At 37.6% G+C, this 27,000-nt stretch carries 20 protein-coding genes; 7 read left to right on the top strand and 13 right to left on the bottom strand.

The window, feature by feature from the left end:
* Window positions 1-22: 22 nt before the first annotated feature.
* A complete protein-coding gene (locus tag I6F43_RS00315; RefSeq protein ID WP_197100411.1) occupies window positions 23-898 on the top strand; it encodes a LysR family transcriptional regulator in 876 nt (291 codons plus the stop codon).
* A 61-nt stretch (window positions 899-959) separates the two neighbouring features.
* On the opposite strand, the gene I6F43_RS00320 is transcribed toward I6F43_RS00315, so the two are convergent.
* On the bottom strand, window positions 960-1,637 hold the full coding sequence (locus tag I6F43_RS00320) for a haloacid dehalogenase type II (RefSeq protein WP_024591580.1): 678 nt from the start codon (window positions 1,635-1,637) through the stop codon (window positions 960-962).
* Between the two features lie 80 nt (window positions 1,638-1,717).
* Window positions 1,718-2,494 carry a DODA-type extradiol aromatic ring-opening family dioxygenase gene (locus I6F43_RS00325; protein WP_076924880.1) on the bottom strand — a complete coding sequence of 259 codons (777 nt, stop codon included), beginning with the start codon at window positions 2,492-2,494 and terminating at the stop codon, window positions 1,718-1,720.
* A 106-nt stretch (window positions 2,495-2,600) separates the two neighbouring features.
* Between I6F43_RS00325 and I6F43_RS00330 the strand changes: the two genes are divergently transcribed.
* Complete coding sequence (locus I6F43_RS00330; RefSeq protein WP_197100413.1) at window positions 2,601-3,503, top strand: LysR family transcriptional regulator; 903 nt, start codon at window positions 2,601-2,603, stop codon at window positions 3,501-3,503.
* Between the two features lie 36 nt (window positions 3,504-3,539).
* On the opposite strand, the gene I6F43_RS00335 is transcribed toward I6F43_RS00330, so the two are convergent.
* Window positions 3,540-4,421, bottom strand: a complete 882-nt coding sequence (locus I6F43_RS00335; RefSeq protein WP_007583664.1) for a LysR family transcriptional regulator — start codon at window positions 4,419-4,421, stop codon at window positions 3,540-3,542.
* 90 nt (window positions 4,422-4,511) lie between these two features.
* On the opposite strand from I6F43_RS00335, the gene I6F43_RS00340 reads away from it, so the two are divergent.
* A complete protein-coding gene (locus tag I6F43_RS00340; protein WP_197100415.1) occupies window positions 4,512-4,940 on the top strand; it encodes a PACE efflux transporter in 429 nt (142 codons plus the stop codon).
* 193 nt (window positions 4,941-5,133) lie between these two features.
* Here I6F43_RS00340 and I6F43_RS00345 read toward each other — a convergent pair whose 3' ends face one another.
* The 3 genes from I6F43_RS00345 to I6F43_RS00355 form a co-directional block, all read right to left on the bottom strand.
* Window positions 5,134-5,280, bottom strand: coding sequence for a hypothetical protein (locus tag I6F43_RS00345; protein ID WP_197100418.1), 147 nt, complete (start codon window positions 5,278-5,280; stop codon window positions 5,134-5,136).
* Window positions 5,281-5,619: 339 nt separating this feature from the next.
* Complete coding sequence (locus tag I6F43_RS00350; protein WP_010552904.1) at window positions 5,620-6,786, bottom strand: aldo/keto reductase; 1,167 nt, start codon at window positions 6,784-6,786, stop codon at window positions 5,620-5,622.
* 351 nt (window positions 6,787-7,137) lie between these two features.
* Entirely contained in the window at window positions 7,138-8,376 is a 1,239-nt protein-coding gene (locus tag I6F43_RS00355) for an NADH:flavin oxidoreductase/NADH oxidase family protein (protein WP_197100420.1), read from the bottom strand.
* Between the two features lie 100 nt (window positions 8,377-8,476).
* Here I6F43_RS00355 and I6F43_RS00360 point away from each other — a divergent pair, with 100 nt between their 5' ends.
* Window positions 8,477-8,884 (top strand): MerR family transcriptional regulator, encoded by a 408-nt coding sequence (locus I6F43_RS00360; RefSeq protein ID WP_007583676.1) that lies wholly within the window; start codon window positions 8,477-8,479, stop codon window positions 8,882-8,884.
* A gap of 352 nt (window positions 8,885-9,236) precedes the next feature.
* On the opposite strand, the gene I6F43_RS00365 is transcribed toward I6F43_RS00360, so the two are convergent.
* The 5 genes from I6F43_RS00365 to I6F43_RS00385 all read right to left on the bottom strand — a co-directional run bounded on the left by I6F43_RS00365 (window position 9,237) and on the right by I6F43_RS00385 (window position 18,197).
* Window positions 9,237-9,428, bottom strand: coding sequence for a DUF3185 family protein (locus I6F43_RS00365; RefSeq protein WP_007583678.1), 192 nt, complete (start codon window positions 9,426-9,428; stop codon window positions 9,237-9,239).
* 61 nt (window positions 9,429-9,489) lie between these two features.
* Window positions 9,490-10,956 (bottom strand): DNA recombination protein RmuC, encoded by a 1,467-nt coding sequence (gene rmuC, locus I6F43_RS00370; protein WP_007583680.1) that lies wholly within the window; start codon window positions 10,954-10,956, stop codon window positions 9,490-9,492.
* A gap of 1,451 nt (window positions 10,957-12,407) precedes the next feature.
* On the bottom strand, window positions 12,408-15,554 hold the full coding sequence (locus I6F43_RS00375) for a DEAD/DEAH box helicase (RefSeq protein ID WP_010552907.1): 3,147 nt from the start codon (window positions 15,552-15,554) through the stop codon (window positions 12,408-12,410).
* 426 nt (window positions 15,555-15,980) lie between these two features.
* Window positions 15,981-16,943, bottom strand: a complete 963-nt coding sequence (locus I6F43_RS00380; protein ID WP_197100422.1) for a transcriptional regulator — start codon at window positions 16,941-16,943, stop codon at window positions 15,981-15,983.
* 15 nt (window positions 16,944-16,958) lie between these two features.
* A complete protein-coding gene (locus I6F43_RS00385; protein ID WP_007583176.1) occupies window positions 16,959-18,197 on the bottom strand; it encodes an AAA family ATPase in 1,239 nt (412 codons plus the stop codon).
* A 773-nt stretch (window positions 18,198-18,970) separates the two neighbouring features.
* On the opposite strand from I6F43_RS00385, the gene I6F43_RS00390 reads away from it, so the two are divergent.
* The gene (locus I6F43_RS00390; RefSeq protein WP_024591590.1) at window positions 18,971-20,185 is read left to right on the top strand and encodes a hypothetical protein; all 1,215 of its coding nucleotides are present in this window, start codon (window positions 18,971-18,973) and stop codon (window positions 20,183-20,185) included.
* Window positions 20,186-20,254: 69 nt separating this feature from the next.
* Here the strand turns inward: I6F43_RS00390 and I6F43_RS00395 are convergent, their stop codons facing one another.
* The gene (locus I6F43_RS00395; RefSeq protein ID WP_101217264.1) at window positions 20,255-21,130 is read right to left on the bottom strand and encodes a DNA replication terminus site-binding protein; all 876 of its coding nucleotides are present in this window, start codon (window positions 21,128-21,130) and stop codon (window positions 20,255-20,257) included.
* 994 nt (window positions 21,131-22,124) lie between these two features.
* Between I6F43_RS00395 and I6F43_RS00400 the strand changes: the two genes are divergently transcribed.
* Complete coding sequence (locus tag I6F43_RS00400; RefSeq protein WP_008167282.1) at window positions 22,125-23,474, top strand: class II 3-deoxy-7-phosphoheptulonate synthase; 1,350 nt, start codon at window positions 22,125-22,127, stop codon at window positions 23,472-23,474.
* 59 nt (window positions 23,475-23,533) lie between these two features.
* Here I6F43_RS00400 and ppsR read toward each other — a convergent pair whose 3' ends face one another.
* Complete coding sequence (ppsR, locus tag I6F43_RS00405; RefSeq protein ID WP_007583184.1) at window positions 23,534-24,343, bottom strand: posphoenolpyruvate synthetase regulatory kinase/phosphorylase PpsR; 810 nt, start codon at window positions 24,341-24,343, stop codon at window positions 23,534-23,536.
* Window positions 24,344-24,500: 157 nt separating this feature from the next.
* Between ppsR and ppsA the strand changes: the two genes are divergently transcribed.
* Window positions 24,501-26,876, top strand: coding sequence for a phosphoenolpyruvate synthase (gene ppsA / locus I6F43_RS00410; protein WP_007583187.1), 2,376 nt, complete (start codon window positions 24,501-24,503; stop codon window positions 26,874-26,876).
* Window positions 26,877-27,000 lie beyond the last annotated feature (124 nt).

Genomic DNA, 27,000 nt, shown 5'->3' on the forward strand with positions numbered 1-27,000 from the left:
ATCATTTTGAGTACGTTTTGTAATGATAAATCCAACATGGTTAAATACGTTTTGTACTTTGGTTGAGGTAAATCATTTTACCCAAACAGCTGAACGCCTTTATATGACCCAATCTGGTGTAAGCCAGCACATTAAAAAGCTAGAGCAACAAGTTAACTGCGCTTTACTTGAGCGCCATGGTAAGCAGTTTTCGCTTACCCCTCAGGGCCAAAACTTGTATCAGCAGGGCAGCCTACTTCTTAAAGATTGGCAGTTTTTAGAACAACAATTAAAAGATGATTCGCCGTACAGCGGAGCGGTAAAGATTCAATCTCCGGGCAGTTGTGGTTTAAAGTTTTATAATCAATTATTAGCACTGCAATCTGAGCATAAAGAGCTGATTATTGATTACCGCTTTGCGCCCAATGTAAGTGTTGAACAAGCTGTAGCAAACCATAGTGCCGACATCGGGTTTTTAACTCAAGCTCCAACATTTAGCGAACTAACCAGCCATAAAATAAGCCAAGAGCCACTACTACTTGTAACGCCTGCAGGTATAAACATGCCTAATTGGCAAACCCTGTGTGAGCTAGGGTTTATTGCTCATCCTGATGCAAGCCATCATGCGCAGCTACTACTAAGCGAAAACTACAGTGAGTTTGAGCATATTGACCAAATAAGACGTACGGGATTTTCTAACCAAATTAGTTTGATACTAGAACCTGTAAGCTTAGGGCTGGGTTTTACGGTATTACCTGCTCATGCTGTTGGCGCATTCAATAAACCACAACTTATAAAAACACATCATTTAAAATGTCCGGTTAGTGAATCTATTTATGTGTGCCATCACCGAAATAGGCCGTTGGCAAAACGTATGAATACAGTGATTGAGCTAATAAAGGCGGGAGTAAATAGTTAAAACGTAAACCCCCTTTACACCCACGGCACTTAATACCATAAGCAAAAGGGGGAATAGAAAATTAGTTAACGCTTTCTAATTTTGCTTTTAAATCGAGTAAATCGGTTGCAATAGTATTTGGCTGTATTTCCCACGGATCGAAAATTGAATCTTTAGATCGTTGAATCCACGCTGCTCGCATACCGTGCGATATGGCACCGGTTACATCAAACGGGTTACTTGATACAAGCCACGTGTTTGCGCCTGTTGAATTGGTTTCGCGTAAAAAGTGGCTATAAACCCCTGGGTTTGGTTTAAAGGTTTTAACGTCGTCGGCACTTACTACCCCTTCAAAAAGCTCACTAATGCCAGCGGTTTCTAATAAGGTATGAACTGCGTCGGCAGCCCCATTTGAAAATGCAAACAAACGGTAATCTTTCGCTTTTAATTGCTCAAGGCCTGCTTTTACATCATCGAACGCAGGAAGCGTTTTATAAAGCTCTAGCAGTTGCCCCTTTTGATCTTCACTTAGCTCGGTTTTGTGCGCTAAGCAGGCGTAATCGAGTGCGTGTTTTGTACATAGCGAGAAAGGAATATAATTTTGCATTAATCCACGTCTAAATGAATACTCTAATTGCTTTTCGCGCCATGTATTTGAAAATGCTTGGGCGTTATCGCCAATCATGTCGTCGAGTAAGGACAGTACGCCGTGAGTGTTTATTAGCGTACCGTATACGTCAAATGCAAGTGTAGTTGCCATGTTTGCTCCGCAATAAAATAAATTAAGTTGGTCTTAGAGTACTTGCTTACAGCTTAACTTAATTTGAACGAACGCTCAAATTAATAAAACTTATAAGCATCGAGTGCTAAAATATCCATTTCTATATCTTCATGTATTTTTTTGGCTTTACCGTCACTACTTCCAAGCGCTGCAAAAAGAGGTAAAAAGTGCTCCTGGGTAGGGTGATTAAATAAAGCATGGGGTGCTTCATTTAAATAGTTAAGTAACGCTTGGGTGTTTTGCGCTATTAATTTTTGCTCAACCCAATGAGTAAACTCATTAACCATTTGAACACGATTAGGTGTAGCAGGGCTTTTAAATATTTCACGTAGATTGTGACTAATACCGCCGGAGCCAATAATTAATACGTTATCGCTGCGCAGTGGTGCAAGTAACTGTCCGTATTTATACATTGCTTGAGCGCCTAAACGCGTGTTAATAGACACCTGAACAATGGGAATATTAGCTGCTGGGTACATTAAGCGCAGCGGGATCCACACACCATGATCCCACCCTTGATCTGCACTTTGCACCGTTTTAATACCCGCTTTGTAAAAGTACTCACTAATAGTATTAGCAAGCTTAGGGTCACCTGGTGCTGGGTATTGAATTTCATACAGGGGCTTGGGAAAGTTATAAAAGTCGTGAATAGTATGCGGCGCATCTCCTGATGTAATAACTATATCGTGCGCTTCATCAAAGTGGGCAGAAAACACCACAATAGCACGAGGCTTACTAAGCGTTTGACCTAATGATGCAAGAAAATCTGACGTAGCCGATTGCTGAACAGCCATCATTGGCGAGCCGTGAGATATAAATAAAGCAGGCTGAGTCATACTAAAACCTTAAACAAGTAGATGCGTTATAAACACTATATAAGTTTCTATTTTGACGATAAATATGATACTTATTTATACATTATCAACAAAGCATTGTTAAAAAATGGATAAGCTCACCACCATGAAGACCTTTTTAGCCGTTGTGCAAGAAGGATCGTTTTCAAAAGCGGCCGATAAACTCGATATTTCGCCGCAGTTAGTCAGCAAATATATTTCTGCATTGGAAGATAATCTACGCACGCGTTTATTACACCGTACAACGCGAAAAGTAAGTGTTACAGAGGCTGGAAATCAGTATTATCAGCGTTGTCAGCAGGTGGTTATTGATATTGAAGACATGGAAAACTCCCTCAATAACTTAAGCGAAAATGTATCGGGTGTGCTTAGTATTAGTGCGCCTATGTCGTTTGGTACTAAGCATTTAGCAGGTTTGTTGGTTGATTTTCAAAAGCAGTATCCAAATTTAAAGTTAGATTTACGGCTCACAGACCAATATGTAGATATAGTAGAGCAGGGTATTGATATTGCTCTGCGCATTGGTGTATTAAAAAACTCAACGTTGATAGCTAAAAAAATTGCACCTATACACCTAGCGGTGTTTGCATCACCCGACTATTTAGAACGCCATGGCACGCCACAAACGCTTTTAGATTTACAGTCACATAATTATTTACGCTATTCCCACAGCGAACCCACAAAACGATTATTTGGAGTTAATGAGTTAAAAAGCGAGCTAAAGCTTGAAAGTAACTTTGTGGCTAACAATGGTGACTTACTACTAAATACAGCCATTGCTGGAGGTGGTATTGCTATGCAGCCCACATTTATTGCTGGCGAAGCGCTGGCTCAAGGCAAAGTAGTGCGCATTTTAAATGACTACGAACCCGACCCAATGGGACTGTATATGGTGTACGCTAACAGACAGTTTTTACCTAGTAAAGTACGTGCATTTGTTGATTTTACAAGTGACTTTTATGGCGATACACCTTACTGGGATTTAGCGTAATAAAAAGTAAACCGCCTAACAGGCATTATATAAAAGCTAAATTTTTAAAAAATTCCGTAGTAAATTTCTTAGTACTTTAAACACCTCTTGATTACTGTGTTGCTGATGCTGTAATACATCAACATTAGCCAACCAACCCATTTCTTCAAACTCAAGAGGAAGTTTAACCAGCTCACCACTTTGTACTGCATCTACAGCTACATGGTTTGGTAATAAGCACCACCCGTTACCTTGTATTGCTAGCTCGAGTAATACAAAGTAATTATCGGCATACCAAATCTCTGGGCTAATTTTTAGCTGAAAGCTGCTTGTTTGTGTATTGCGCGAACGAAGAAGAAGTTGTCGATGTAGCCGAAGGCCATCCATATTTTCACATCTGATCCCCGCTAAAGGGTGCGATTTAGCAACATATAAATCAAATTTTACTGATCCAATACATTCATAGTCTAAGTAACTCGGTATATTTAATTCACTAAAAATAATACCCGTTATAGGCTTTTCGCTGTTTAGCATGTCAATTATGTCATGGCTGGATGCACTTAAAAACTCAAGCGATACGTAAGGATACTTACTTTGCAGCTTGCTAATAATACTCGCGATAGTTTTAAACGGGATCCCTTCGTCAAGTGCGATAGTGATTTCGGTTGGTGTTTTTTCGTTTAGTGCTAATGCAGAGTTTGTTAATCGCTGGTGTTGATTAAGCACGGCCTTAGCCTGGGGTAGTAACTGTTTACCGGCTTCGGTTAATTGCGGATAGCGCCCTGTGCGCTCAAATAATGTCGCATTACAGTCTATTTCTAAATTAATAATATGCTGGCTTATTACCGACTGCGCTTTACTTAAACCGCGCGCTGCGGCCGAAAACGATCCAGCTTCAACGGTAGCCACAAATGCTTGAAGCTGTTCAATACTAAACATATCGCTTTTCCCGATACTAAGTAACTAACACATATCTTTATAATGAATGAAAATACAGCCATCGTCATCAACTTAAGAAGTTATTTATATATGAACACAGCAGAACGTATTTTTCAGGCGCTAATATTTGAGATGATAGCATTATCTTTTGTTGTACCTGCATCATCTTATTTTGGTGGGTTTGCAACAGGAAAAATGGCAATAGTAGGTGTTGGTTTATCAATCTTCGCCATGCTTTGGAATTACATTTACAACATAGTGTTTGATAAAATAGTTGGGCATAACCGAATAGAGCGAGGTTTGGTAACCCGCATTACGCATGCATGTGGCTTTGAGCTGGGTATGGTGGTTATAACGCTGCCAATACTTGCTTGGTATTTAAATATTACATGGCTAGCCGCTACAGCATTAGAAGCTGGCTTTTTAGTGTTTATACTTATATACACGTATATTTTTAATGTGTTGTACGATAAGTACCAACCTTACAAAAAATGGGTTAATAAATCGCAATGTGCTTGATATTTTTAAGTTTATAAAAGCAAAGTTGTGGGGTGTTGAGATCGTTTTGGCAAAAGCGCAATGGCAATAAATAACGGTAAATGTGGTTTTTAATTAAACCAATTAGCACTGCTCAATTGACTAAGTAGTGCTAATTTACTATTTGTACAATTTACCGGCTAACTGTAATGGGGGTTTACAGTAACTTTTTGCTTTATACATTTAGCTCTTTTAATTTATTCCAGACGCTCTCGCCGCCAGGGTGAAGCGCAGCATGATACCGATACGCATAATATGTAATAGGCACGTAATAATGCTTTTGGCCAACCACAACTAAACAATCCTCTTTTAACATACTCACTGAGATGTTCATTTGGTTTATAAGGTTACGAGCTGTTATATAAAATATTTTACTGCTTGAGGTAGTGTAATCGGTAGATTTTTCCTACCTATTAGCTCTGCGCCTTGTGTCTATAATTTATCGAGACACAGCATGTAGAGCTTGCTCACGCGAGAAACCAAGCTTCTAACACCTAATAACTAATTTTAAAAGCTAAGTTTAAAAACTTCGTTTTTAAACGCCAGCAAGCTGCGCTTATACAAATGCCCAACAATCAATGTACTTACTACTAAGCGTTGCTTGAAAATCAACCTCATTCGCTATAACGAGGTGTGCCGAGCAAATGGCACACCTATTTTGTTATGCAGGTATGGGGGCGTTTTCTGCAATAAGCTGTTTAGATTTCAATTCACTCCAAAATTCGCTTGGTATGGTAACTTTCATTGAGGCTACATTAGCTTTAATTTGATCTGCCGTGCGTGCGCCAGGAATAATTGAGGATACCGTTGAAGGCGCCTCTGCGAATTGCAGTGCAGCTGTTTTAATATCAATCCCATGTTTAGATGCAATGTCGCTTATTGCATTAAACTTTTGCTGCATAGGCCCAGGAATTTTAGGTGAATAATTAAAGCGATTACGCCCGGCTAAAAAACCACCATTGAGCGGAGCACCAATGACTGCTGAAACACCTCGTTTATCAAGCATAGGAAAGGTTTTATCAAGTGCCTGCTTATGATCTAAAATTGAATATTGCAGCGCTAGTAAGCAAATATCAGGGTCTGACATATCAAGCGCTTTATAAATAGCATGAGGTGTATTTACTCCAAAACCCCAGCCTTTAATTATTCCTTCATCACGCATTTTAGTTAACTCAGGAATAGCCCCTTTTGCAGCCTGATCAAAATACTTAAGCCAATCATCTCCCATATCACTATTTTGCGGTGATAAATCGTGAATATAAACAATATCAAGTGAGGCGACACCAATACGATGTAACGTGTCTTCTATTGAACGACGCGTACCTGATGCAGAGTAATCATATTTATAATGAAAAGGTGAGTGATCAGCCCAATGCCAACTATTTTCTAGAGGCTCTGCTGAAGGGGTAAGAAGGCGACCTACTTTTGAGGATAAAACATAATCTTCACGCTTTTTGTTTCGAAGTAAATCACCGAAGCGCCTTTCACTTAAGCTTAAGCCGTAAAAAGGTGACGTATCAAAATGACGAATACCAGAATCCCATGCTGCATTTAGCATTGTTAAAATTTCTGCATCGCTTGATATAGTATTAAAGCCATTCCCAGCGGCAAGACCGCCTAAGCCCATTCTTGATTCAGGCCGGTAATGCTTAGCGTTAGTAACATCGTTTGTGGGCAGAGCAGCGCTTTTATCTATTGCTCCTTTAGTTTGCATAACACTGCCGTTAGACATTTTTACTTTTAATTGTTCAGCCAAAGCTGAAGCACTAAAAATAGAGCCTAAACTTAAAGCAGCGCCTGCTTTAATAAAATTTCTGCGAGATACCATGTAACTATTCTCCTTGAGTAAGGTTAAATATCTACGCTATAAACTAGTATAAATACCAACCAAACTCAAGCGGGAGAAAAACAATAAATATCAATAATTTCAATAAGATGGTTAAATTAACAAACGCTGAACGCGCACTTTAATTAACATTTTAGAATGATTATTTTCTTTACTCGTACAGTACTTTAATATGCACAAAATAGTGCACTTTAATAGCTTGATAAAAAAGCAAACTTCCAAATTGGTGCACGCTTTAATACTCATTTACACAACATAAAAATGGTTACATTTATTCAAGTGTAAAAATTAGTAAACAAATCCGGAATACATAAAAAGAGTGAATACCAAAGCTTAATTAATCTCACTAGCAAAGCGATTGCGGTAACGCTTAGTTAATTTAACCGAACGTAGCTGGTCGCTAATTAAAGTAAATATTGGTGAAGCGTTTGTTTTTACAGGTTTACCTTGGCCTAAACGGCGTATTTGCCTTTTTACCAGTGCCATAGTGGCAAGCCCTGCGAGGGTTTTATCTTGCCAAGTAACACTGGGTAATACGGCTAGTTGCAGTGGCTCATTTTGCCATTTGTTTGGTAAATTTGGTTGGTATGCAAGCGCAGTGGCAATACCCACGAGGGCCACTCCACTTTCAATCACGTTGTTGGCAATAGATAAGCGACTAATGCCGCCGGTGGTCATTATTGGGATTGATGAGCGGTGGCTAATCGCTTTAGCAAACTCTAAAAAGTATGCTTCGCGGGCAAGTGTGCGTTCGTCACCTGTTTTACCTTGCATGGCAGGGGCTTCGTAGCTACCACCCGATAACTCCACAAAATCAACATTGAGTTCATTCAATAAATCCACTACAACTTGCGCGTCACTGGGTTCGAACCCACCACGTTGAAAATCTGCAGAGTTTAACTTTACCGAAACCGAAAGGGTGGGGGAGCAAGCTGCTTTAATACTGCGGGTTATTTCGAGAAGTAAACGGGCTCTATTTTGTAAACTTCCCCCCCATTTATCGTCGCGCTTATTGGTAAGTGGCGATAAAAACTGGGCAAGTAAATAGCCATGCGCTGCATGTATTTGTACGCCATTAAAACCTGCTTTTTCAGCTTGTAGTGCAGTTTGCGTAAAGCGGGTAATAACATCGTCAATGTCGGTTTGCGTCATTGCCTTTGGTACGCCAAATAAGTGCGAGTGCTTACCCATATTAAGTGCAACACTTGACGCTGATATAGCCTTTCCACCCATTTTTTTAAATACTTGCCTACCAGGGTGATTAATTTGCATCACCACTTTGCAATTATTTTGCTTTGATAAACGAGCAAGCTCTGCAAAGGCAGTAATATCGGTATTTTGCTCAAGCACTAGGCCACCTGGGCCTGTCATCGCTAAATGATCAACCATTACATTGCCAGTAATAATTAGCCCTGTACCGCCTTTAGCCCATGCGCTATAAACATTTTTAAGTGCTTGGGAGGGCGTTTGGTCCTCTTGTGCTAGGTTTTCTTCCATAGCGGCTTTGGCAATACGATTTTTTAATACTAAACCACTTGGCAAGGTAAAGGAGGTAAACACAGGGTTGCGCATAATTATTGGCTAATTAAATTGACATTAAAACAACTATAACCTTAAAGTTAGCTTGAAGGTCAACCTACTAAGTTTATGTAAAGTGGAGTTATTATTAGTTATGAAAATAGGCGAACTTGCAAAACTTACCAACATACCTGCCAGCACTATTCGTTTTTACGAAAGCAAAGGGTTATTAGCACCAACCACTCGCAGTGCTAATGGTTATAGGCTTTACACCCAACAAAACTTAGAAAAACTGCAATTAATTAAATTTTCACAAAGCTTGGGGTTTTCACTCAACGAAATACCTTTATTACGTAACGAAAACGGCGAGCTAAACCACACAGTAATAATCGAACGTTTAGAAAAAAAACAAAAAGAAGCTGACATTTTGATTGAGCAAATGCAGAAAAAGTCACAGCGTATTGGCAGTTTAACTGCGTTACTAAACTCTTATTGGGATAAAGGCGAATGCCTGCCAGAAAGTAAATTAAATGAATTACTAGAAGTGATGGATTACAAATAAACTAATACAGCTTATTCAGGGCCTGTTTATCTTTTGAGGTTAAATTTGCAGCAGACTGTTTGGTATTTAGGCAAGGCAGAGTCTATGTAGTGTGGTTATTCCCCATAAACAGACGATAACGTAGTATAAATGCCAAACATGTGCTGCCCTAAGGGTTCTGCCTAGGGGCAATTTACTCTTTGTAGCTCGGTTTTTACTTATTATTACATGGATGTAAGCCATTAGAATAACGCAGGAGCAGTTATCGAGCCCACTAAATTACAAACCTCGCGCCGCGATTAAATAGCCCCTAGATTGAACAAATTTTATCCTGAGAGGTCAACAAGCCCCAGTAAGCTGTATTTTATTTATGTTACTTAAGCTTTTTAATGCCAATTAACACACAGATGGCACCGCCAATAATACCCGCCCATGCTTCTATTGGTGTATCACCACTAAATGCGCGGCTTAACTGCGAAGCCGCCGCATCATAAACGTCATATCCCCACATAATTAAAGCGATACCTATAACGATTAAAACAATACCTATAATCTTATTATTCATAAACACCTCTGGTTTCTAACGTACATTATTTAACATACTTAATTGAAAACACTTAATAAATCTAATCAAGCTCTAGCTGCGCACGTTCAACGCTCTCACTAGGTAACTCTTTTTGTACCGATACACCAAGCTCTTTAAACTCTGATGCTTGTTTAATTAAATTACCTTTACCGCGGTATAATTGCGAGAACGCTTTGTCGTAACTTTCTTTCGCTTTATCAAGCTGCTTACCTACGCCTTCCATACTTAATAAAAAACCATTGAGCTTGTTATAAAAACGCTCAGCCCGATTTGCCAGCTCTTTTGAGTATTTGGTTTGCTCTTCAAAACGCCAAAGCTGTTTAACAATATTTAAACTAGTAAGCAGGGTAGTAGGTGTAGCTACCAGTATATTTTTTTCGATTGCTTGTTGGTAAATATCACTTTGATATTTAAGTGCTTCTACAAAAGCTGATTCTATTGGTACAAACATAACCACAACTTCAGGCGAATTAAGCCCTGGTAAACGGTCGTACGATTTACTCGCAAGCTCATTAATACGTGCTGTAACGGCGTTTACATGCTCTTTAATTGCTTGATTAGCATCTAGCTCATTTTCAGCGTTCACATAGCGTGTATAAGCATTTAATGATGTTTTAGCATCAATGACTAAGTGGCGGCCTTGTGGTAAGTAAACAACTACATCAGGGCGTAAGCGGCCATCTTCAGTGTTAAACGACACTTCGCGCTTATAATCAACGCCAGCACGTAAGCCAGCGCTATCTAAGACGTTTTCGAGCATGAGTTCGCCCCAATTACCTTGGGTTTTCTTTTGCCCTTGTAACGCGTTGCTGAGCTTGTCGGCTTGATCTGTTATAGCTTGGCTTTTAGCTTGCAAATGCAATAGCTCGGTTTTAAGCGCGGTTCGTTGTTTTATGTCTTCAACATGTATTGATTCCATTTTTTCTCTAAAGCCTTTTAGCTCGCCTTGAACCGGTTTTAATAATTGTTCAATGCTTTCTTGATTTAAGGTTTTAAAGCTTTGTGATTTTTCTTCTAGAATCTTATTGGCTAGGTTTTCAAATTCTTTTTTGAGCATATTTTTACTTTGCTCAATTTGCGCGAGTTGCTCGGTAAAGCTTTGTTGTTTTTGCTCGAGGGTGGTGCGCATATTATTATATTCAACATCGCGTTGATTATATTGCTCACGAAGCGCTGCAAGCTCGCCTTCGGCTTTACGCCAAAAGTGATTGTATTGAATGCTTTGTTTTTCTTGTTCGCTAAAACGCGTTTTAAAATGCTGGGCTTCATCGCGCTGTTCTTGGTGAGTATGTTCTAGCAGTTCGTGATCTTCTTGCAAGGCACTATATTGCAGCTCTTTATTATCAAATTGATTTTGTAATAGGGAAAGCTGTTGCTGCTGTTCGCTTATTTGTAGATGTAGCTTTTTGCGAAGCTGTGTTGATACAACGCCGTAAAATACAACGCCTAACGCAACACCAGCACCGGCGCTTAGCCAATCAATATTAGTGAGTACTTGAGTGAGCATAAAATAAACTTATAAAATTTAGAGACATGCCATCATAACCAATAACAAGCAATAGAAGTAGGGGAGCAAAGAAATTACAGACATAAAAAAACCAGCTCAAAATAAGCTGGTCAAGTATTACTAAATTAAGTAATCAAAGGGAAAATCAACATGTGCCCGAGTAAGCTGCAACTTAAATACATAATCACCAAAATAACTAATATTACTGGGTGAGGCTATATAACAACAGGCATTAGAGTAGACCGGAAAACAAAATAATTAATTCAAATTAATTTACGAAAGATCATTTATTTTTATTCGGGTTGATTTAAACAAATCAAATTATAGGCATAAAAAAAGCCAGTTCAAAATGAACTGGCTTAATCATTACTAAAATTAGTAATCAAATAGGGGGAAATCAACATAAAACCTGTATTAACTGCAATTAATCAACAAGCATAATAGTAGACGCCGCTCTTTGAATTAAGTTCATAAAAAGATCAAAACTTTTAAAATAAAAATTGAATGCTAAATTTTGGACATAAAAAAAGCCAACTCAAAATGGGCTGGCTCAATCATTACTAAAATTAGTAACTAAATGGGGGGAATCAACATGAAAACTTGTATTAACTGCAATTAATCAACAAGCATAATAATAGACGCCACTTTTTTAATTAAGTTCATAAAAAAATAAAAACTTTTAAAATAAGTACTGCATACTAAATTTTGGACATAAAAAAAGCCAACTCAAAATGGGCTGGCTCAATCATTACTAAAATTAGTAACTAAATGGGGGGAATCAACATGAAAACTTGTATTAACTGCAATTAATCAACAAGCATAATAATAGACGCCACTTTTTTAATTAAGTTCATAAAAAAATAAAAACTTTTAAAATAAGTACTGCATACTAAATTTTGGACATAAAAAAAGCCAACTCAAAATGGGCTGGCTCAATCATTACTAAAATTAGTAACTAAATGGGGGGAATCAACATGAAAACTTGTATTAACTGCAATTAATCAACAAGCATAATAGTAGACGCCACTTTTTTAATTAAGTTCATAAAAAAATAAAAACTTTTAAAATAAGTACTGCATACTAAATTTTGGACATAAAAAAAGCCAACTCAAAATGGGCTGGCTCAATCATTACTAAAATTAGTAACTAAATGGGGGGAATCAACATGAAAACTTGTATTAACTGCAATTAATCAACAAGCATAATAGTAGACGTCCGTTTTTTAATTAAGTTCAAAAAAAAGTAAAAACTTTTAAAATAAGTGCCGAACGCTAAATTTTAGGCATAAAAAAAGCCAACTCAAAATGGGCTGGCTTAATCATTACTAAAATTAGTAACTAAATGGGGAATCAACATGATGCTTGTGCTAACTGCAATTAACCAACAAGCGTAATAGTAGACGTCCGCTTTTTAATTAAGTTCATAAAAAGATCAAAACTTTTTAAATCAATTTAGTTTTTAATTAGCGATAACATTTGTTGTTCATCAAACTTTGTAAAGCTCATTGATTTATCAGTAAATAACGCATCTACAAGGGCTTGTTTATCTTGTTGCATTTTAAATACTTTTTGCTCTATTGAATTACTCATTATGAGCTTATACACAAATACAGGGTTAGTTTGGCCAATACGGTAAGCTCTATCAGTCGCTTGCTTTTCTACAGCAGGGTTCCACCATGGATCAAAGTGAATAACTGTATCGGCTTGTGTAAGGTTAAGGCCTGTACCGCCGGCTTTTAAGCTAATTAAAAACACAGATGTTTTACCACTGGTAAACTCGTCGATTACTTTATCTCGGTGACGCGTTTGGCCCGTAAGCATACTAAAGTTAATGTTTATTTCTTCAAGGCGTTGGGCTATTAAATCAAGTGCCGATGTGAACTGACTAAATATAATAATTTTACGACCGAGACTTAACATAAGCGGTAAGTGTGTTGTTAACCATTCAAGCTTAGCGGAGCCTGCTTGAGTGTCTGGATCTATTAATTTAGGGTGGCAACAAATTTGCCTTAACTTTAAAAGTGCCTCTAAAAATGCAAGTTTACTTTTTTGTGCGCCTTGTTCGGCAAATAAGTCTATTAGCTTCTCTTCTAATGAACGTGTAATACCTTGATACATTTCTTTTTGCTTAGGCTCAAACTCAAACTCTTTAGTTAGCTCTGTTTTTTCAGGCAGCTCTTGCGCTACTTGTGCTTTAGTGCGGCGCATTATAAAAGGCATAATTAACGCTTTTAACTGCTCAGCTCTCTCCATATCAGCTTCACGCTCAATAGGCGTTTGAAAGTGCTGCTTAAAGTGGGCTTGAGACCCAAGTAACGATGGCATAGCAAAATCGAGTAACGATTTAAGCTCAAGTAAATTATTCTCGATTGGAGTACCACTTAAACAAAGTTTAAAGTCGGCATTTAAGCGTTTAACTAATCGCGAAACCTGTGCGGTATCGTTTTTAATGTATTGTGCTTCGTCGAGGATTATATTTTCAAAATATAATGGCGAATAATATGCAATATCACGCTTTAAAAGTGGATATGTAGTAAGTATACACTGCGCTTGCGCTAAGTGCTGTAAAGGATCGTTACGATTTGAACCAAAAATAGTGGTGACTTTTAAGCTTTTAGCAAACTTAATAATTTCGTTTTTCCAGTTACTCACCAAACTAGTTGGACACACTATAAGTGTAGGGCCTGCTTGCGGGCGGTTAAATGTACTGGCTAAAAATGCAATAACTTGCAAGGTTTTACCCAGGCCCATGTCATCAGCTAAAATACCACCTAATTGGTGACGTTTTAAAAAGCTAAGCCAGTCAACACCTTGCTGTTGGTACTCACGAAGTGTTACTGAGTCATTTAAGCCATGTAATGAAACCTTAGTAATTGCTTTATCGGGACTATTTAGCTCTTGTAAGTATAGCTCTAATGAGTCGTCGTGAAGCTCTACGTTTATAGCAGTGTGCTTTACTAATTCAGGTAAATACGAAAGCGGAATATTAAATTCGTCTCGTGTTTTTACAAATTCAAAACGCTCTTTAAATTCATTTAATAAGTTAATTGCTGACTTATTGATAACCCCAAATTCACGACCAAGCGGATAGTAGTAAAATAGTTCACTTTGGCGATTTAATGACTGATATAGCGGGTCAGTATTAGTAAACAACAGCGATGCTTTAGCATCACATAGCAATACTTTGCAGTGCATTTGATGCCCTGCTGCGCGGTGTACATGTAAACTAACTTCACACTGCGGATTAGGACTCGTTACTTTACTTACACTTACTTGCCAACCACGTTGCTTAAAGCCAGGGAATACTTCGTATATTAGCCAATGCAAATGGATTGAAGACTGCTTTGTAAATACTAGTTCACTTTGTAAACCCCCTTTACAAAATTCAAATCCTAAGTTAATTAGTTCGTTAGTTACAGTATTTTCAAATGCACTATTAATCGTACTTGCAGGTGCAGCACCTGCTAAATAGTTTTTATTTTTATACTTAAATAACAACGAAAGAGATAAACCTTGATCGCCCATAGTTACTTTTAAAACAGCATTACTAGAGATTTTAGGCAATGTTGGCTGTAAATTAGTAGGGTGGGGTATTACACCTGCACCAAAGTTATCGGCAAGCTGCTTGTATATTCTATCAAAGTTAGCGTCATGCAAAGCAGGCATAGTTTGTAAATGTGCTATTTCGTCTGCACTCAATGGGGTGCGAAGACGGCCCGCTTTTAAATGATCTAAATCGAGGTAAGTAGGTGGTGTTGTTTTTAATAAAGCCCAGTTTTGTGTTTGCTCAAGCTTAATAACTAATTGTGAGAGATCTTTATCTTGCTCCCAACTAAAACTTAATGCTTGGCCAGATTGCGCTTTAATTGGCACTCGAGAACGCTGGAAAAACAGGCGTTCTGTAGCTATCAACTGTTGTAAGGCACTAAAACCCCACTGGCCTTTTAGCTCAATACTTCCCACTGCATTTTGTGAGCGTATCCAACTAAATAATCTAAAATCACTTTCGAGTAAGTCACTCGGCGTTACAAAACTATTTAACTGCTGCTCGGTCAGGTTTCGACCTAGCGTGTAATTCTTTTTAGTCTCAACATTCGCTATTTTAGGTGTTAAGAATACTTTGTTATTTTCAATATCTAATACAAATAATAATACTTGCGATGGCGTGTTTTGATCACCACTTTTAAGTGCGCTTAATTCGCTAAACCAGTCATTAATAAAGTAATCTTCACCATATTCACCAGAGTGCTCTATTTTGAGCTTAAATAAAATAGCAGCTAAGTGTCGGCATTTAGTTTTTGCATTACACGTACAATGCGTATCAACAGAATAACCAGTTGGTACTTTACTGATCTCAATACGTTGATTAAACGATGATCCATTATCCACTTGTACAGTAGAGTCGACTACAGAAAAATTAGGGGTGTGTTCTAGCCAAGTAATTTGACCTTTCTTATAATATTCTTTTCCTTTATCTAAAACATTTTCACGGAAAAGTTTTTTAATAAAGCGTTCAGACAGAGGAAACTGGGTAGCCTGCTCATTTTTAATTTCTTCAAAAATAGCCATTAAATCATTTTTTGATAAGTTAGCAGACATGTCACTCTAAGCATTAAATTTTAAAAATAATCCTGCCAGTATATGCCTTATGTGCTCTGAGCTAAAGCACTATTAACAAGATATAAACTGGTTGGAGCTGATAACTTAGTAAAAAATCGGTTTGTAAGTAAAAATAAGCATCCAATTTTACAAAATAATATTTAAAACAACTGCAATGGTAGAAGTTACATATAGTTAGAAACATAAAAGCAGGCATTACAGATCACGATTTTACTAACAATAATAATAAATGAAGGAATGTAGCTAAAAAGAGGAGATTAGTTAGTAAAAAAGTGATCTTGAAGAAGGAATATGATTATTTAAAGAGGAAATAGGCTAGTAAAGATCAGATTTTTACTAACAAAACAATCTGCCAGATCACTATTTAACTAAGTAAATATGCCTGACAGATCATTATTTAACTAACTAATTAAAGGCACTTAATAACTTAGTTAATTGCTCTAAGCGCTTGTCTGTCATTACTTTATTATCAATTTTGATAGAGACATCACCGCTTTTTAAATTGCGTTGTACCGATATAAAGTTATTTTCTAGTACAGCTTCGCGCTTAACAGCTACTTGTGGCTCTGAAGTTAGGCATTTAGTGATCGCCATTGCACGCTTTTCGTCGCTTGTAATCGCATTTAACTCTTCATCACTAGCAAGGGCACTAACAAGTTGATTAAACGCCTCTTCGTCTCGCTCCTTTGCGCTAACAAGCTTTTTAGCGACTTCGCGACCTACGTGATTAGCAGTAGGGTAAAGTGCAATGACATCAGCAGGAATTTGCTCATAAGCTTTAATTGCATCTGCAATTGCAGTATGCGATACACCTTCTACCGCGGCAATCTCTCTGTAAGATCCTTTTTTACCTTGCTCAATAAGCTCATTTTTAGTTTGTTGGTAAGCTTGGCCAAGCTCCCATAAACTAGGAGCAATGTATTGATCTGAAGATACCGCTAAAATTTTTGCATCTTGATCAGTAAAATCGCTTGAACTAAGTACTAAATAATCTGCGTTACCTAAAATACAGGCCATACGACGACGTGAACCTGCCAGAACTAAACTTTTGTCACCTTGATCCCAAAGTAGGGCAGGATGTTGATTTCGGCCATCCTCACGAATTGCAGGAAGAATGTCTGATACTGACTTTTCGTTTAGAAGTGCCTGTACACGACGATTTTTGCCATATACACCAGTGGTAGATTCAATATCAGCATGTGCGATCACTTTACAAACAAGCGTAATTTGACGAGCAGGGTCGCTCGGTGCAGGCATTCTAATTACATCGCCAGCATTCGCTTGTTCTAGTAATGCATCAAGACTACTGCTACCTACAGCAGTTGCAAATGGATCTAAGCGGGTGTCATTTTTACGTTTTTTAGCCATTTTTATTTAACATCCTTACTTAGGGGTATTGAGTGTTGATTGAGTTGACTGCCAATTTGAACGAATAAGCATTTCTAGCTCATCGACCACGTCTTTAATATTTTCTTGAGCGCGCATTAATGACTCACGACTTGCTAAGCTGTCTGATGCTTTTTGATCAAAAATAGTGTTGAAAGACGATGAACTAGCGGTAATCGCGGAGCTGTGATTGATTGGGTAGCTCATTACTTGGCGGCCAAATGCACTACGAACATCTTTAACGATATCGCGCTGTGAGTGATTACCTTTCACATAGTTGGTCACTAAAAATTGCATAAAGTCCCAGCCCTCATGGCCAAGTGCTGCAACTGTATGGTAAATCTCACCTAGTCGTTTTAAATATTTGTTATTAGCATCAAAATCTACAGCTTCCGGATGAACAGGAATAAGCATCGCAGTAGATGCCATTAATGCATTATAAAACATAAAGTTAAGGGTAGGTGCAGTATCAATTAAGATAATATCAAACTCGTCTTTAACGGGATCAATTACTTTCTCAAGTAACTTGTGGTAATGGCGAGTTTGCTCATAATTTGAGGTATCTTTGAGCAATGTTGCCGTTTCGTGCTCAAAGTAAAAGTCATCCATACCCGATGGTAATACACGAATATTTGGGATATGCGTTGGTAAAAATGAGTTAGACACAAATTCAGGCCATGTTTCACCCTCGTCTAAATCTATGCAATCACGCATTAAATCACCAACAGTAATCGGGTCGTGCTCACTTGAAGGAAAAAAGCTTGAAGAAGAGCCTTGTGGGTCTAAATCTATAATACCAATGCGATAACGTTTAATATTTGTAGTTGCAAGCGCTGCCGCTATATTAACCATACTGGTAGTTTTACCGCAGCCGCCTTTGAGAGAATTAATTACAATAACTTGCAGTTTGTCATCACCAGTACGATGATCTGGTTTAATGTCCATAATATCGGCCATAGCAAAAATATTTACTAATGTGTAAGCATAGTGACCGTTAGCACCGCGTTTTATGTTTAAATCATCGAAGTCGCCATTATCATGACGTCTTTTTAAAGTACGATTATTACAACCTAGTAAATCAGCAGCTGCTTTTTGTGTATACGTTCTTAATTCTTTTTCTTCTGATTTAAGATGGGCACGGTAGTGCTGAATACGTCCTTCTAATGATTTTTCAGCAACTTCAGCTGTGGCTTTCAAAAGCCGATAGGTACTTAATGCGTTATTGTTGATAGACATACTTTCTTCCTCAAAGTTAGGCAGTTAGTATAATGTCCATTCAAATAGCTGTAAACAACTATTTAAGACGACATGCATTTTAAAAACAAGACATCTAAAAATATTTTTACACCTTTAATATTGCTTAGTATAAATAAAGAAGTTTAAAGGTGGTTAAATATATAAGGTAATAAAGGCTAAGGGTGTAAAAACAGCACATAACATTATGATTTATATGAATAATGTTTAAAAAAGCAGATCAGGTTTATACTTGGTTAAGATCAGATCTTTATCTACCTGCGGATCAGCTTTTTACTAAGGTCTATTTTAAATATAGAGTTATGCACAGGTTACGCATGAAGTTATGAACAAAAAGAGCCCTGCAGATCAGTTTTTTACTAAGTAAATTATAAAGTTATGCACTAGTCGCAACATAAAAATACGCTTTTAATTAGTATAGATCTGATCTGTACTTGGTACAGATCAGATCTATTCTAACTCGGTAAGGCTTTATCCACAGGGGAATATATTTTTTGGTGTATTTGTCGTGCTTAATTTTAAAATTAAGCCATTGTAATGGACAAAATAACAGCTGAGTTAGTAAAAATTAGATTTGTGATAGTCCAGTTAGTATAAATATGATCTGAAATCGTAAGTAATGTACATCACTTAGTATAATAGTGATCCAAACGTTTTATTTAAAGTCAGATCACTTTTATACTAACTTAAACATTTAACTTTTGTTGCTTAATGTGTTGTTATTAGCTGTCGCAATAAAAATGGAAATAAGAACAATGAGCCGAAAGGTCAACATCTCGGTAGATAACTTGCCCGATACACTTAGGGGCCAAATCCACGGGGTGGAAAGTGCAATAGATAACGAAAGTTTAGCACTATTTACAGACAACAAAGACGTGCGAATTTCTATTGAAAACGCAGCACATGGATTACGTGCATATTCAAACACGTTTAATCACTATGATTTGTGGGGACGCTTTGTTCGCTCGGGCTATAAAAAATTGCCACTTGAAGAAGCGCCTAAAAAAACAATTATTACGCGTAAAATATCTGAAAAAGTAGATGGTATTTTGTACGATGGCGAAATAAAAATAACGCCAGCTGTTGTAAGTACACGCAAAGATGGCGAAGATGTTGAATACCTTGTTTGGCCATCAGATAGAGAAGAAAAAGTAGAGCGAGCACTTATTCGTTTAGCTTCTAAAGGCAAAATAGTTAAAATTAATTTTAAATCCGGTATTCAATACGCGGTTGTTTTTTCTATGAACGAATTAGCACAAGAACTCAAAGCGGTAGGGCAGTCAATGCCATATCCTGCAATAAAAGAGTCACTTGAAGCATTGCAAGGTTCTAAACTTTCATTTAAATATTCGGCAACAGATACTAAAAATTCTGATATAGATGATTCGTTTTACGAGTCAAACATGAACTTTTTATCGTCACTGCATTTTAGTGGCAAAAAAGGTCAGGGTGGCAATGTAAAATGTGTTGCCTGTTTAAATGCATTTGTTCATAACATGATTGATAACCTTGAATACAAAGGGTATTACTTTAATAGCGCTCAAGAATTAAAACGTGGATTATCGCGTTGGATGATGCTTCGTTTGTATCACCTTTGGCGTTATGCAGCACCAGGTAAAACGTACCATTTTAGATTACTTTCAATTATGGAAAAATACGGATCTATTTATTCAACTGATGATATTACCGAAAATAAATTAAAAGCACTTCGTCGTGATATGACCACCACAATGAAAGATTTGATTGAAAAAGGTGCAATATCAGAATACAGCATTACAAATGTTAAAGATGACAAAACCGGTAACATTATCGATTACACATACGAAATGCACCCGTCTGATCAGTTTTGCGATGAAATACTTACATTGAACAAACACAATAAACGCATTGAAATCCAAGGCGGTAAACGCATTGTTGAAAATGCCGTACTGATTGATGAAGATAAAATTGAAGAAATAGTAGAAAAATAATAACCGTTATTTTAAATACTGTACGGATAACTAAAAAGGCCACACTATGTGGCCTTTTTAACATAATGACTACCGCTCAACCTGTTCTAAATATAACCTATCAACCAAAAAATCATACTCGCGCTTACGAGGGTGAGTTTCGGGTTTTTGATAATCAGGTAATATACCTAATTTTACGTCTGGTTCTGGATTAATCAGAATAAAGGGTAATGCAGCACTCACATGATAGCGATTTTGCGCCGTATATCTCACATTTACCTGTGGACTCACTCGAGTAGGGCGGCGAATTCTAAGTTTTTCCTTTTCGCCTAAACTAGCAACCCGTAATTGTTCTTGAGCTACAAGTGATTGCCATTTTTGTTGATCTATCATTCTTGGATTTCGATAACTGGCCGATTTGTCGAGCATTTCGAGAGCCATTTTTTTAGTCAGCGTTTTAGTTGCGTGTTTGTGCATCCAAGTAAACCTAACCGAAAATGGCGATTCGCTTTCACTATGAATTTTACGATATGCAGCAAGCGTTATTAAATTTGGTATAGCATTGTGAACTGCCTCAAATCGAGCATCGTTGCTATCAATAGCTAAAATACATTCTTTAAACGTAGCTTTAGCTTTATTTACTTGAGCTATACGATTATTTAAAGCTTGTTTATCTGCATTTTTAATAACGAGCAAACCAGGGTGCCTTTTTAAAACACGACTGCTTAATCCTGATTTTTTATACATGTCTGAAAAAGAGTTTAGGATTGCTTTTTGAGCAGGTACTCCAGTGATTTTAGAAACAAGTATAGATTCTGGAACTTTACTCTCATCGAAACTACTTACATCTGGTAATTGATAATATTCCGCTTTGGAGAATTCACACTCTTTTAGTTCTTCAATCAACCTCAAAGTTAATTCGTTCATTAAATCAAACTGACTTCTAATTTGTACCTTAGTTACCATTACACACCTCAAAGAACACATCTTACTAGTCTTATATTATTACATGCACTTTGTTTTGTCTAAATAAATAACAAATAGTACTCGGGGCTCATAGTAATATTATATTTCAATTAAGTATGATGTGTTCTTTAACGTGGGAATATATAAATGAAGAAAGATTGAAACTCCTTACTAATTCATATGAGATTGGAGTATTTACTTTGTCGTATATAAAAAGGCTAATACGCCAAGTACTAGATTATCTAAGTAGTAGGTGATAAAACTAAGTTTAGAAAAATGAGTTAAGCGGAGTTATATAATTTTCATATATTTATCTAACAGTCCTAGTATTTATAATTACTGACTCATATTACACCGTGTTGGCAGTACGGTGATCAGGCTAAAGGTTACAATGACTACAAATGCTTTTTGATATCAGTTCCTCTTTAAGGATACTTCAAGCAGTAGCGGCTTTAATCATGATGAATTGTAAATTAGCACTATCACTTTGAAGAGAAAACTTAATGGCCTACCACACCTTTAAGTTGTGGCACTTGTGAATATAGTCCTGCATACGAGTGCTATACAAGACTATGCGTCTAGGATTTAAAGCGCAGATAAATGATTACCACAAACACTCATATCATACATTAAGGTCTGCACATAGCACTTGATAGCTATTAATTAATTATCCGCGTAAAGTTAAGATTACAGAAGCTGTTATTTAAGTATGATGTGTTCCTAGCAAAATTACGTATAACATACCCTTATGTACTCTTTATTCTCAATGCGTTAAAATTGTAAATAGTTAGCTCTAAACGCATGTATTTAAACACTTTAGTTTCTTCGAAATAAAACTAAAGTGTATGTTATATAACCACCTAGGTTAAGTAAGATTACTATTATACTTAACTCATAACTAAATAATTGGAAAATAGTGAATTTAGTCCTTGAACATAGGGGCCTGCATACGTTAATTTCTTCTTATCAGGTAATGTAGGAATGAGGAAAAATTATGCAATCGTGGAACCCAAATAGCTGGAGAGAGCTGCCAATACTGCAGCAGCCACAGTACCCGGATCAAGAAATACTTAAATCAGTAGAAAGCCAATTAAAAACGGCACCGCCTTTAGTTTTTGCTGAAGAAACAAGAAGCCTATTCAAACAACTTGAAGATGTGTGCGAAGGTCGTGCTTTTTTACTTCAAGGTGGTGACTGTGCAGAATCATTTAGCGATTTTAATGCCGCTAACATTCGCGATACATTCAAAACAATCTTACAGATGGCTGTTGTATTAACTTACGGCGGTAAATGCCCTGTAGTTAAAATAGCGCGCATGGCTGGTCAATACGCTAAACCTCGTTCAGCAGACTTAGAAACAATTAATGGCGTGTCTTTACCATCTTACCGTGGCGACATTATTAATAATATCGAGTTTACAGAAGAAGCACGTATACCCGATCCACAACGCTTAATGACTGCATACCATCATAGTGCCGCTACGTTAAACTTATTACGTGCTTTTGCACAAGGTGGCCTTGCCGATCTTCACCAGGTAAACCGTTGGAACATGGGCTTTGTTGCTGCAAATCCACTTAAAGAAAAATACCAACAACTTGCTGATAAAATTCAAGACGCACTAGAGTTTATGGAAGTGTGCGGAATTAACTCTACAATTGCGCCAAGCTTAAAAGAAACCGATTTATACACTTCTCACGAAGCGTTATTACTTGGTTACGAAGAGGCGCTTACTCGTCGCGACCACTTATCTGGTGATTGGTACGATTGTTCTGCTCACTTTGTTTGGATTGGTGAACGTACTCGTCAACTAGACCATGCACATATTGAGTTTTTCAAAGGCATCAAAAACCCAATTGGTGTTAAAGTTGGCCCAGGTATGGACCCAGATGACCTAATTCGTTTAATTGATGCATTAAACCCAGATAACATTCCTGGTCGTTTAACGCTAATTACGCGTATGGGTGCAGATATACTTCCTGAAAAACTTCCAGCGCTAGTAAGAAGAGTTCAACAAGAAGGCCGTAAAGTAATTTGGAGCTCAGATCCAATGCACGGTAACACTGAAAAAGCGACATCAGGTTACAAAACACGTAACTTCGACAATATTATGCGCGAGATCAGTCAGTTCTTCGCTGTACACAAAGCTGAAGGTTCATACGCAGGTGGTGTTCACCTAGAGATGACAGGCCAGCACGTTACAGAGTGTACAGGCGGGGCTTACGGTTTATCTGACGATGACCTAGCACAGCGTTACAAAACGCAGTGTGACCCACGCCTTAACGCCGACCAAGTATTAGAGTTAGGCTTTTTAGTAGCTGATTTACTAAAAGACGCACGTAAATAATATTTATTGATACAAAAAAACCGCTTAGTTGCGGTTTTTTTATTTCTTTGATGAGTAAGTTAGTACTTACGTCGCTCCAAGTCTGTTTCTATCAATATTTTTGCAGATATTTCTTCAACAGAATGATGCGTAGAATTAAAGTAAGCAATTTTATGACGCTTATACAACATTTCCACTTCGCGAACCTCAATACGACACTGTTTAATTGAAGCATACTTAGAGTTCGCCATACGTCGATGCCTAATAGCCGCAAGTCTCTCAGGGTCAATCGTAAGTCCAAATAACTTATGTTTATAAGGGACTAAACACTTAGGCAAACCTTCATTGTCTAAATCTTCTTCTGTAATAGGGTAGTTAGCCGCTTTAATGCCGTACTGCAGTGCTAAGTATAAGCTTGTGGGTGTTTTACCACTTCTACTAACGCCAATTAAAATGATGTCTGCTTCAGAAAAGTTTTTAATATTTCCGCCATCATCATTCATAAGAGCATAATTAACGGCATCAATTCTAAAGTCATAACTTTTTTCGTGGATAGAATGCGTACGATGCATTTTAGGAACTGGGGCTACATTCAGTTCTTTTTCTATTTTTTCGCTATATGTAGTTAAAAAGTCATACGTGACTGCATCAGCCGATTTTATAATTTCACTTAAATTGTGATTAACAAAAGTAAAAAAAACAAATGGCTTTTCGCCTGTTTTTGCAGCGGTTGCATTAATTAATGCTTTAATTTCGTGCGCTTTTTCTTCAGTTTCTACAAATGGAATTGTTTTATGATTAAAATCGATAGGAAACAACGACAAAGTCGCATGCCCAAACACCTCTGAAGTAATAGCGGTTCCATCTGATATATAAAAAGCAGTTCTCATAATTAACCTTTTTATTGCGTTTAAATCCCTAAAATGGGTTTCTCACGGTTTACGTGAGGACTATTGCCAGTGTAGAATGATGATGACCTTTATAAAAGGTTTTCTTTCTTAACTCTCACAGTTAGACCTACAATTTGTTTTTTTTGGAGAAAGATCCGTGCAAGAATACGTTCTCTGGTATCAAGAGCTTGGTATGCAAGATGTTCCTCGAGTTGGCGGTAAAAACGCTTCACTTGGCGAAATGATTTCAAACCTAGCAAACGCTGGTGTACAAGTACCGGGTGGTTTCGCAACTACCGCAGATGCTTTTAATGAGTTTTTAGATCAATCAGGACTCACAGCAAAGATTCACAACATCCTAGATACACTTGATGTTGATGATGTAAATACACTCGCTAAAGTCGGTGCCGACATCCGCCAATGGATAATCGACACACCATTCCAACCAAACCTAGATCAAGCCATTCGCGACGCATATAGCCAACTCCATGGCGATACTGCAGCAGATGTATCATTCGCAGTACGTTCATCAGCTACCGCTGAAGATATGCCAGATGCATCATTCGCAGGCCAGCAAGAAACTTTCCTTAACGTTGTTGGTATCGATTCAGTCATGGTCGCTATTAAACACGTATTTGCTTCATTATTTAACGACCGTGCAATCTCATATCGAGTTCACCAAGGTTACGATCACCGTGGTGTGGCGTTATCGGCTGGTATTCAGCGCATGGTACGTTCAGATAAATCAGCATCTGGCGTAATGTTTAGCATTGATACAGAGTCTGGTTTTGAAGACGTTGTATTTATTACATCAAGCTACGGCTTAGGTGAAATGGTTGTACAGGGCGCAGTTAACCCTGATGAGTTTTATGTTCATAAACCAACACTCCTTAAAAATAAACCTTCAGTAGTACGTCGTAACATTGGTTCTAAAGCCATTCAAATGATTTACTCAGAAGATAAAGCACACGGTAAGCAAGTAGACATCGTTGATGTTGCCCCTGAGCTTTCAAATAAATTTTCGATTACAGATGAAGAAGTGCAAGAACTTGCCAAGCAAGCTGTAATCATCGAAAAACATTACGGTCGTCCTATGGACATCGAATGGGCAAAAGACGGTAACGACGGCAAACTATATATAGTTCAAGCACGTCCAGAAACTGTACGCTCAAACGAAGACTCTAACGTAATGGAACGCTTTCAATTAAATGGTACAAGCAACGTTGTTGTTGAAGGCCGTGCAATTGGTCATAAAATTGGTAGCGGTGTTGTGCGTGTTCTTGATTCAATCAAAGAAATGGATCAAGTACAAGTAGGCGACATTTTAGTAACCGATATGACAGATCCTGATTGGGAACCAATCATGAAACGTGCAGCGGCGATTGTTACCAATCGTGGTGGCCGTACATGTCACGCGGCAATCATTGCACGCGAACTTGGTATTCCGGCAGTGGTAGGCTGTGGCAACGCAACTGATTTAATTAAAGCGGGCCAAGAAGTAACAGTATCGTGCGCCGAAGGCGATACCGGCTTTATTTACGAAGGTATTTTAGATTTTGAAATACTAACGTCACGCGTTGATAAAATGCCAGAACTACCAATGAAAGTTATGATGAACGTAGGTAACCCCGATCGTGCATTTGACTTTGCACGCTTACCGCATGCAGGTGTTGGCCTTGCGCGAGTTGAATTTATTATCAACCGTATGATTGGCGTTCATCCTAAAGCGTTATTAAATTTTGATGCTCAAACAGATGCATTAAAAGCAGAAATTACTGACATGATTGCCGGTTACGAATCACCAGTAGAGTTTTACATAACAAAACTGGTTGAAGGTATTTCTACTCTAGGGTGTGCATTTGCACCAGAGCGTGTAATTGTTCGTATGTCTGATTTTAAATCAAACGAATACGCAAACCTAGTTGGCGGTCAGCAATACGAGCCAGAAGAAGAAAACCCAATGATTGGTTTTCGTGGTGCAGCCCGTTATATCTCTGAAGACTTCCGCGATTGTTTTGCACTAGAATGTGAAGCTATAAAACGCGTAAGAAACGACATGGATATGGCTAACATAGAAATCATGATCCCATTCGTACGTACCCTTGAAGAAGGCAAACGCGTAATTGAATTACTAGAAGAACATGGCCTTAAACGCGGCGATAATGGTCTTAAAGTAATCATGATGTGTGAGCTACCTTCAAATGCATTACTTGCAGATGAATTTTTAGAAATGTTTGATGGTTTTTCTATCGGCTCTAACGATTTAACACAGTTAACGCTTGGTCTTGACCGTGATTCTGGTTTAATCGCACATTTATTTGATGAGCGTGACCCTGCAATTAAAAAGCTACTTTCTATGGCAATTAAAACAGCTAAAGCAAAAGGAAAGTACGTAGGTATTTGTGGCCAAGGTCCTTCAGATCACGAAGACTTTGCTGCATGGTTAGTAGAGCAGGGTATTGACTCTGTTTCACTAAATCCAGACACAGTAATAGAAACATGGTTATACCTAGCTAAAAAATTAGCAAAGTAATAAATATGTAAGCTATAAATAGGTAAGCTATAAAAATGCCAGCAATAAATTGCTGGCATTTTTTTATACTCAATTAAAAGTAAATTAACGGGCTAATTTTTTATCTAAATAGGCACATGATTTA

Origin of the sequence: Pseudoalteromonas sp. NZS71_1 (assembly GCF_015864305.1) — a bacterium.
In the GTDB taxonomy this organism is placed as follows: Bacteria; Pseudomonadota; Gammaproteobacteria; order Enterobacterales; family Alteromonadaceae; genus Pseudoalteromonas; species Pseudoalteromonas arctica.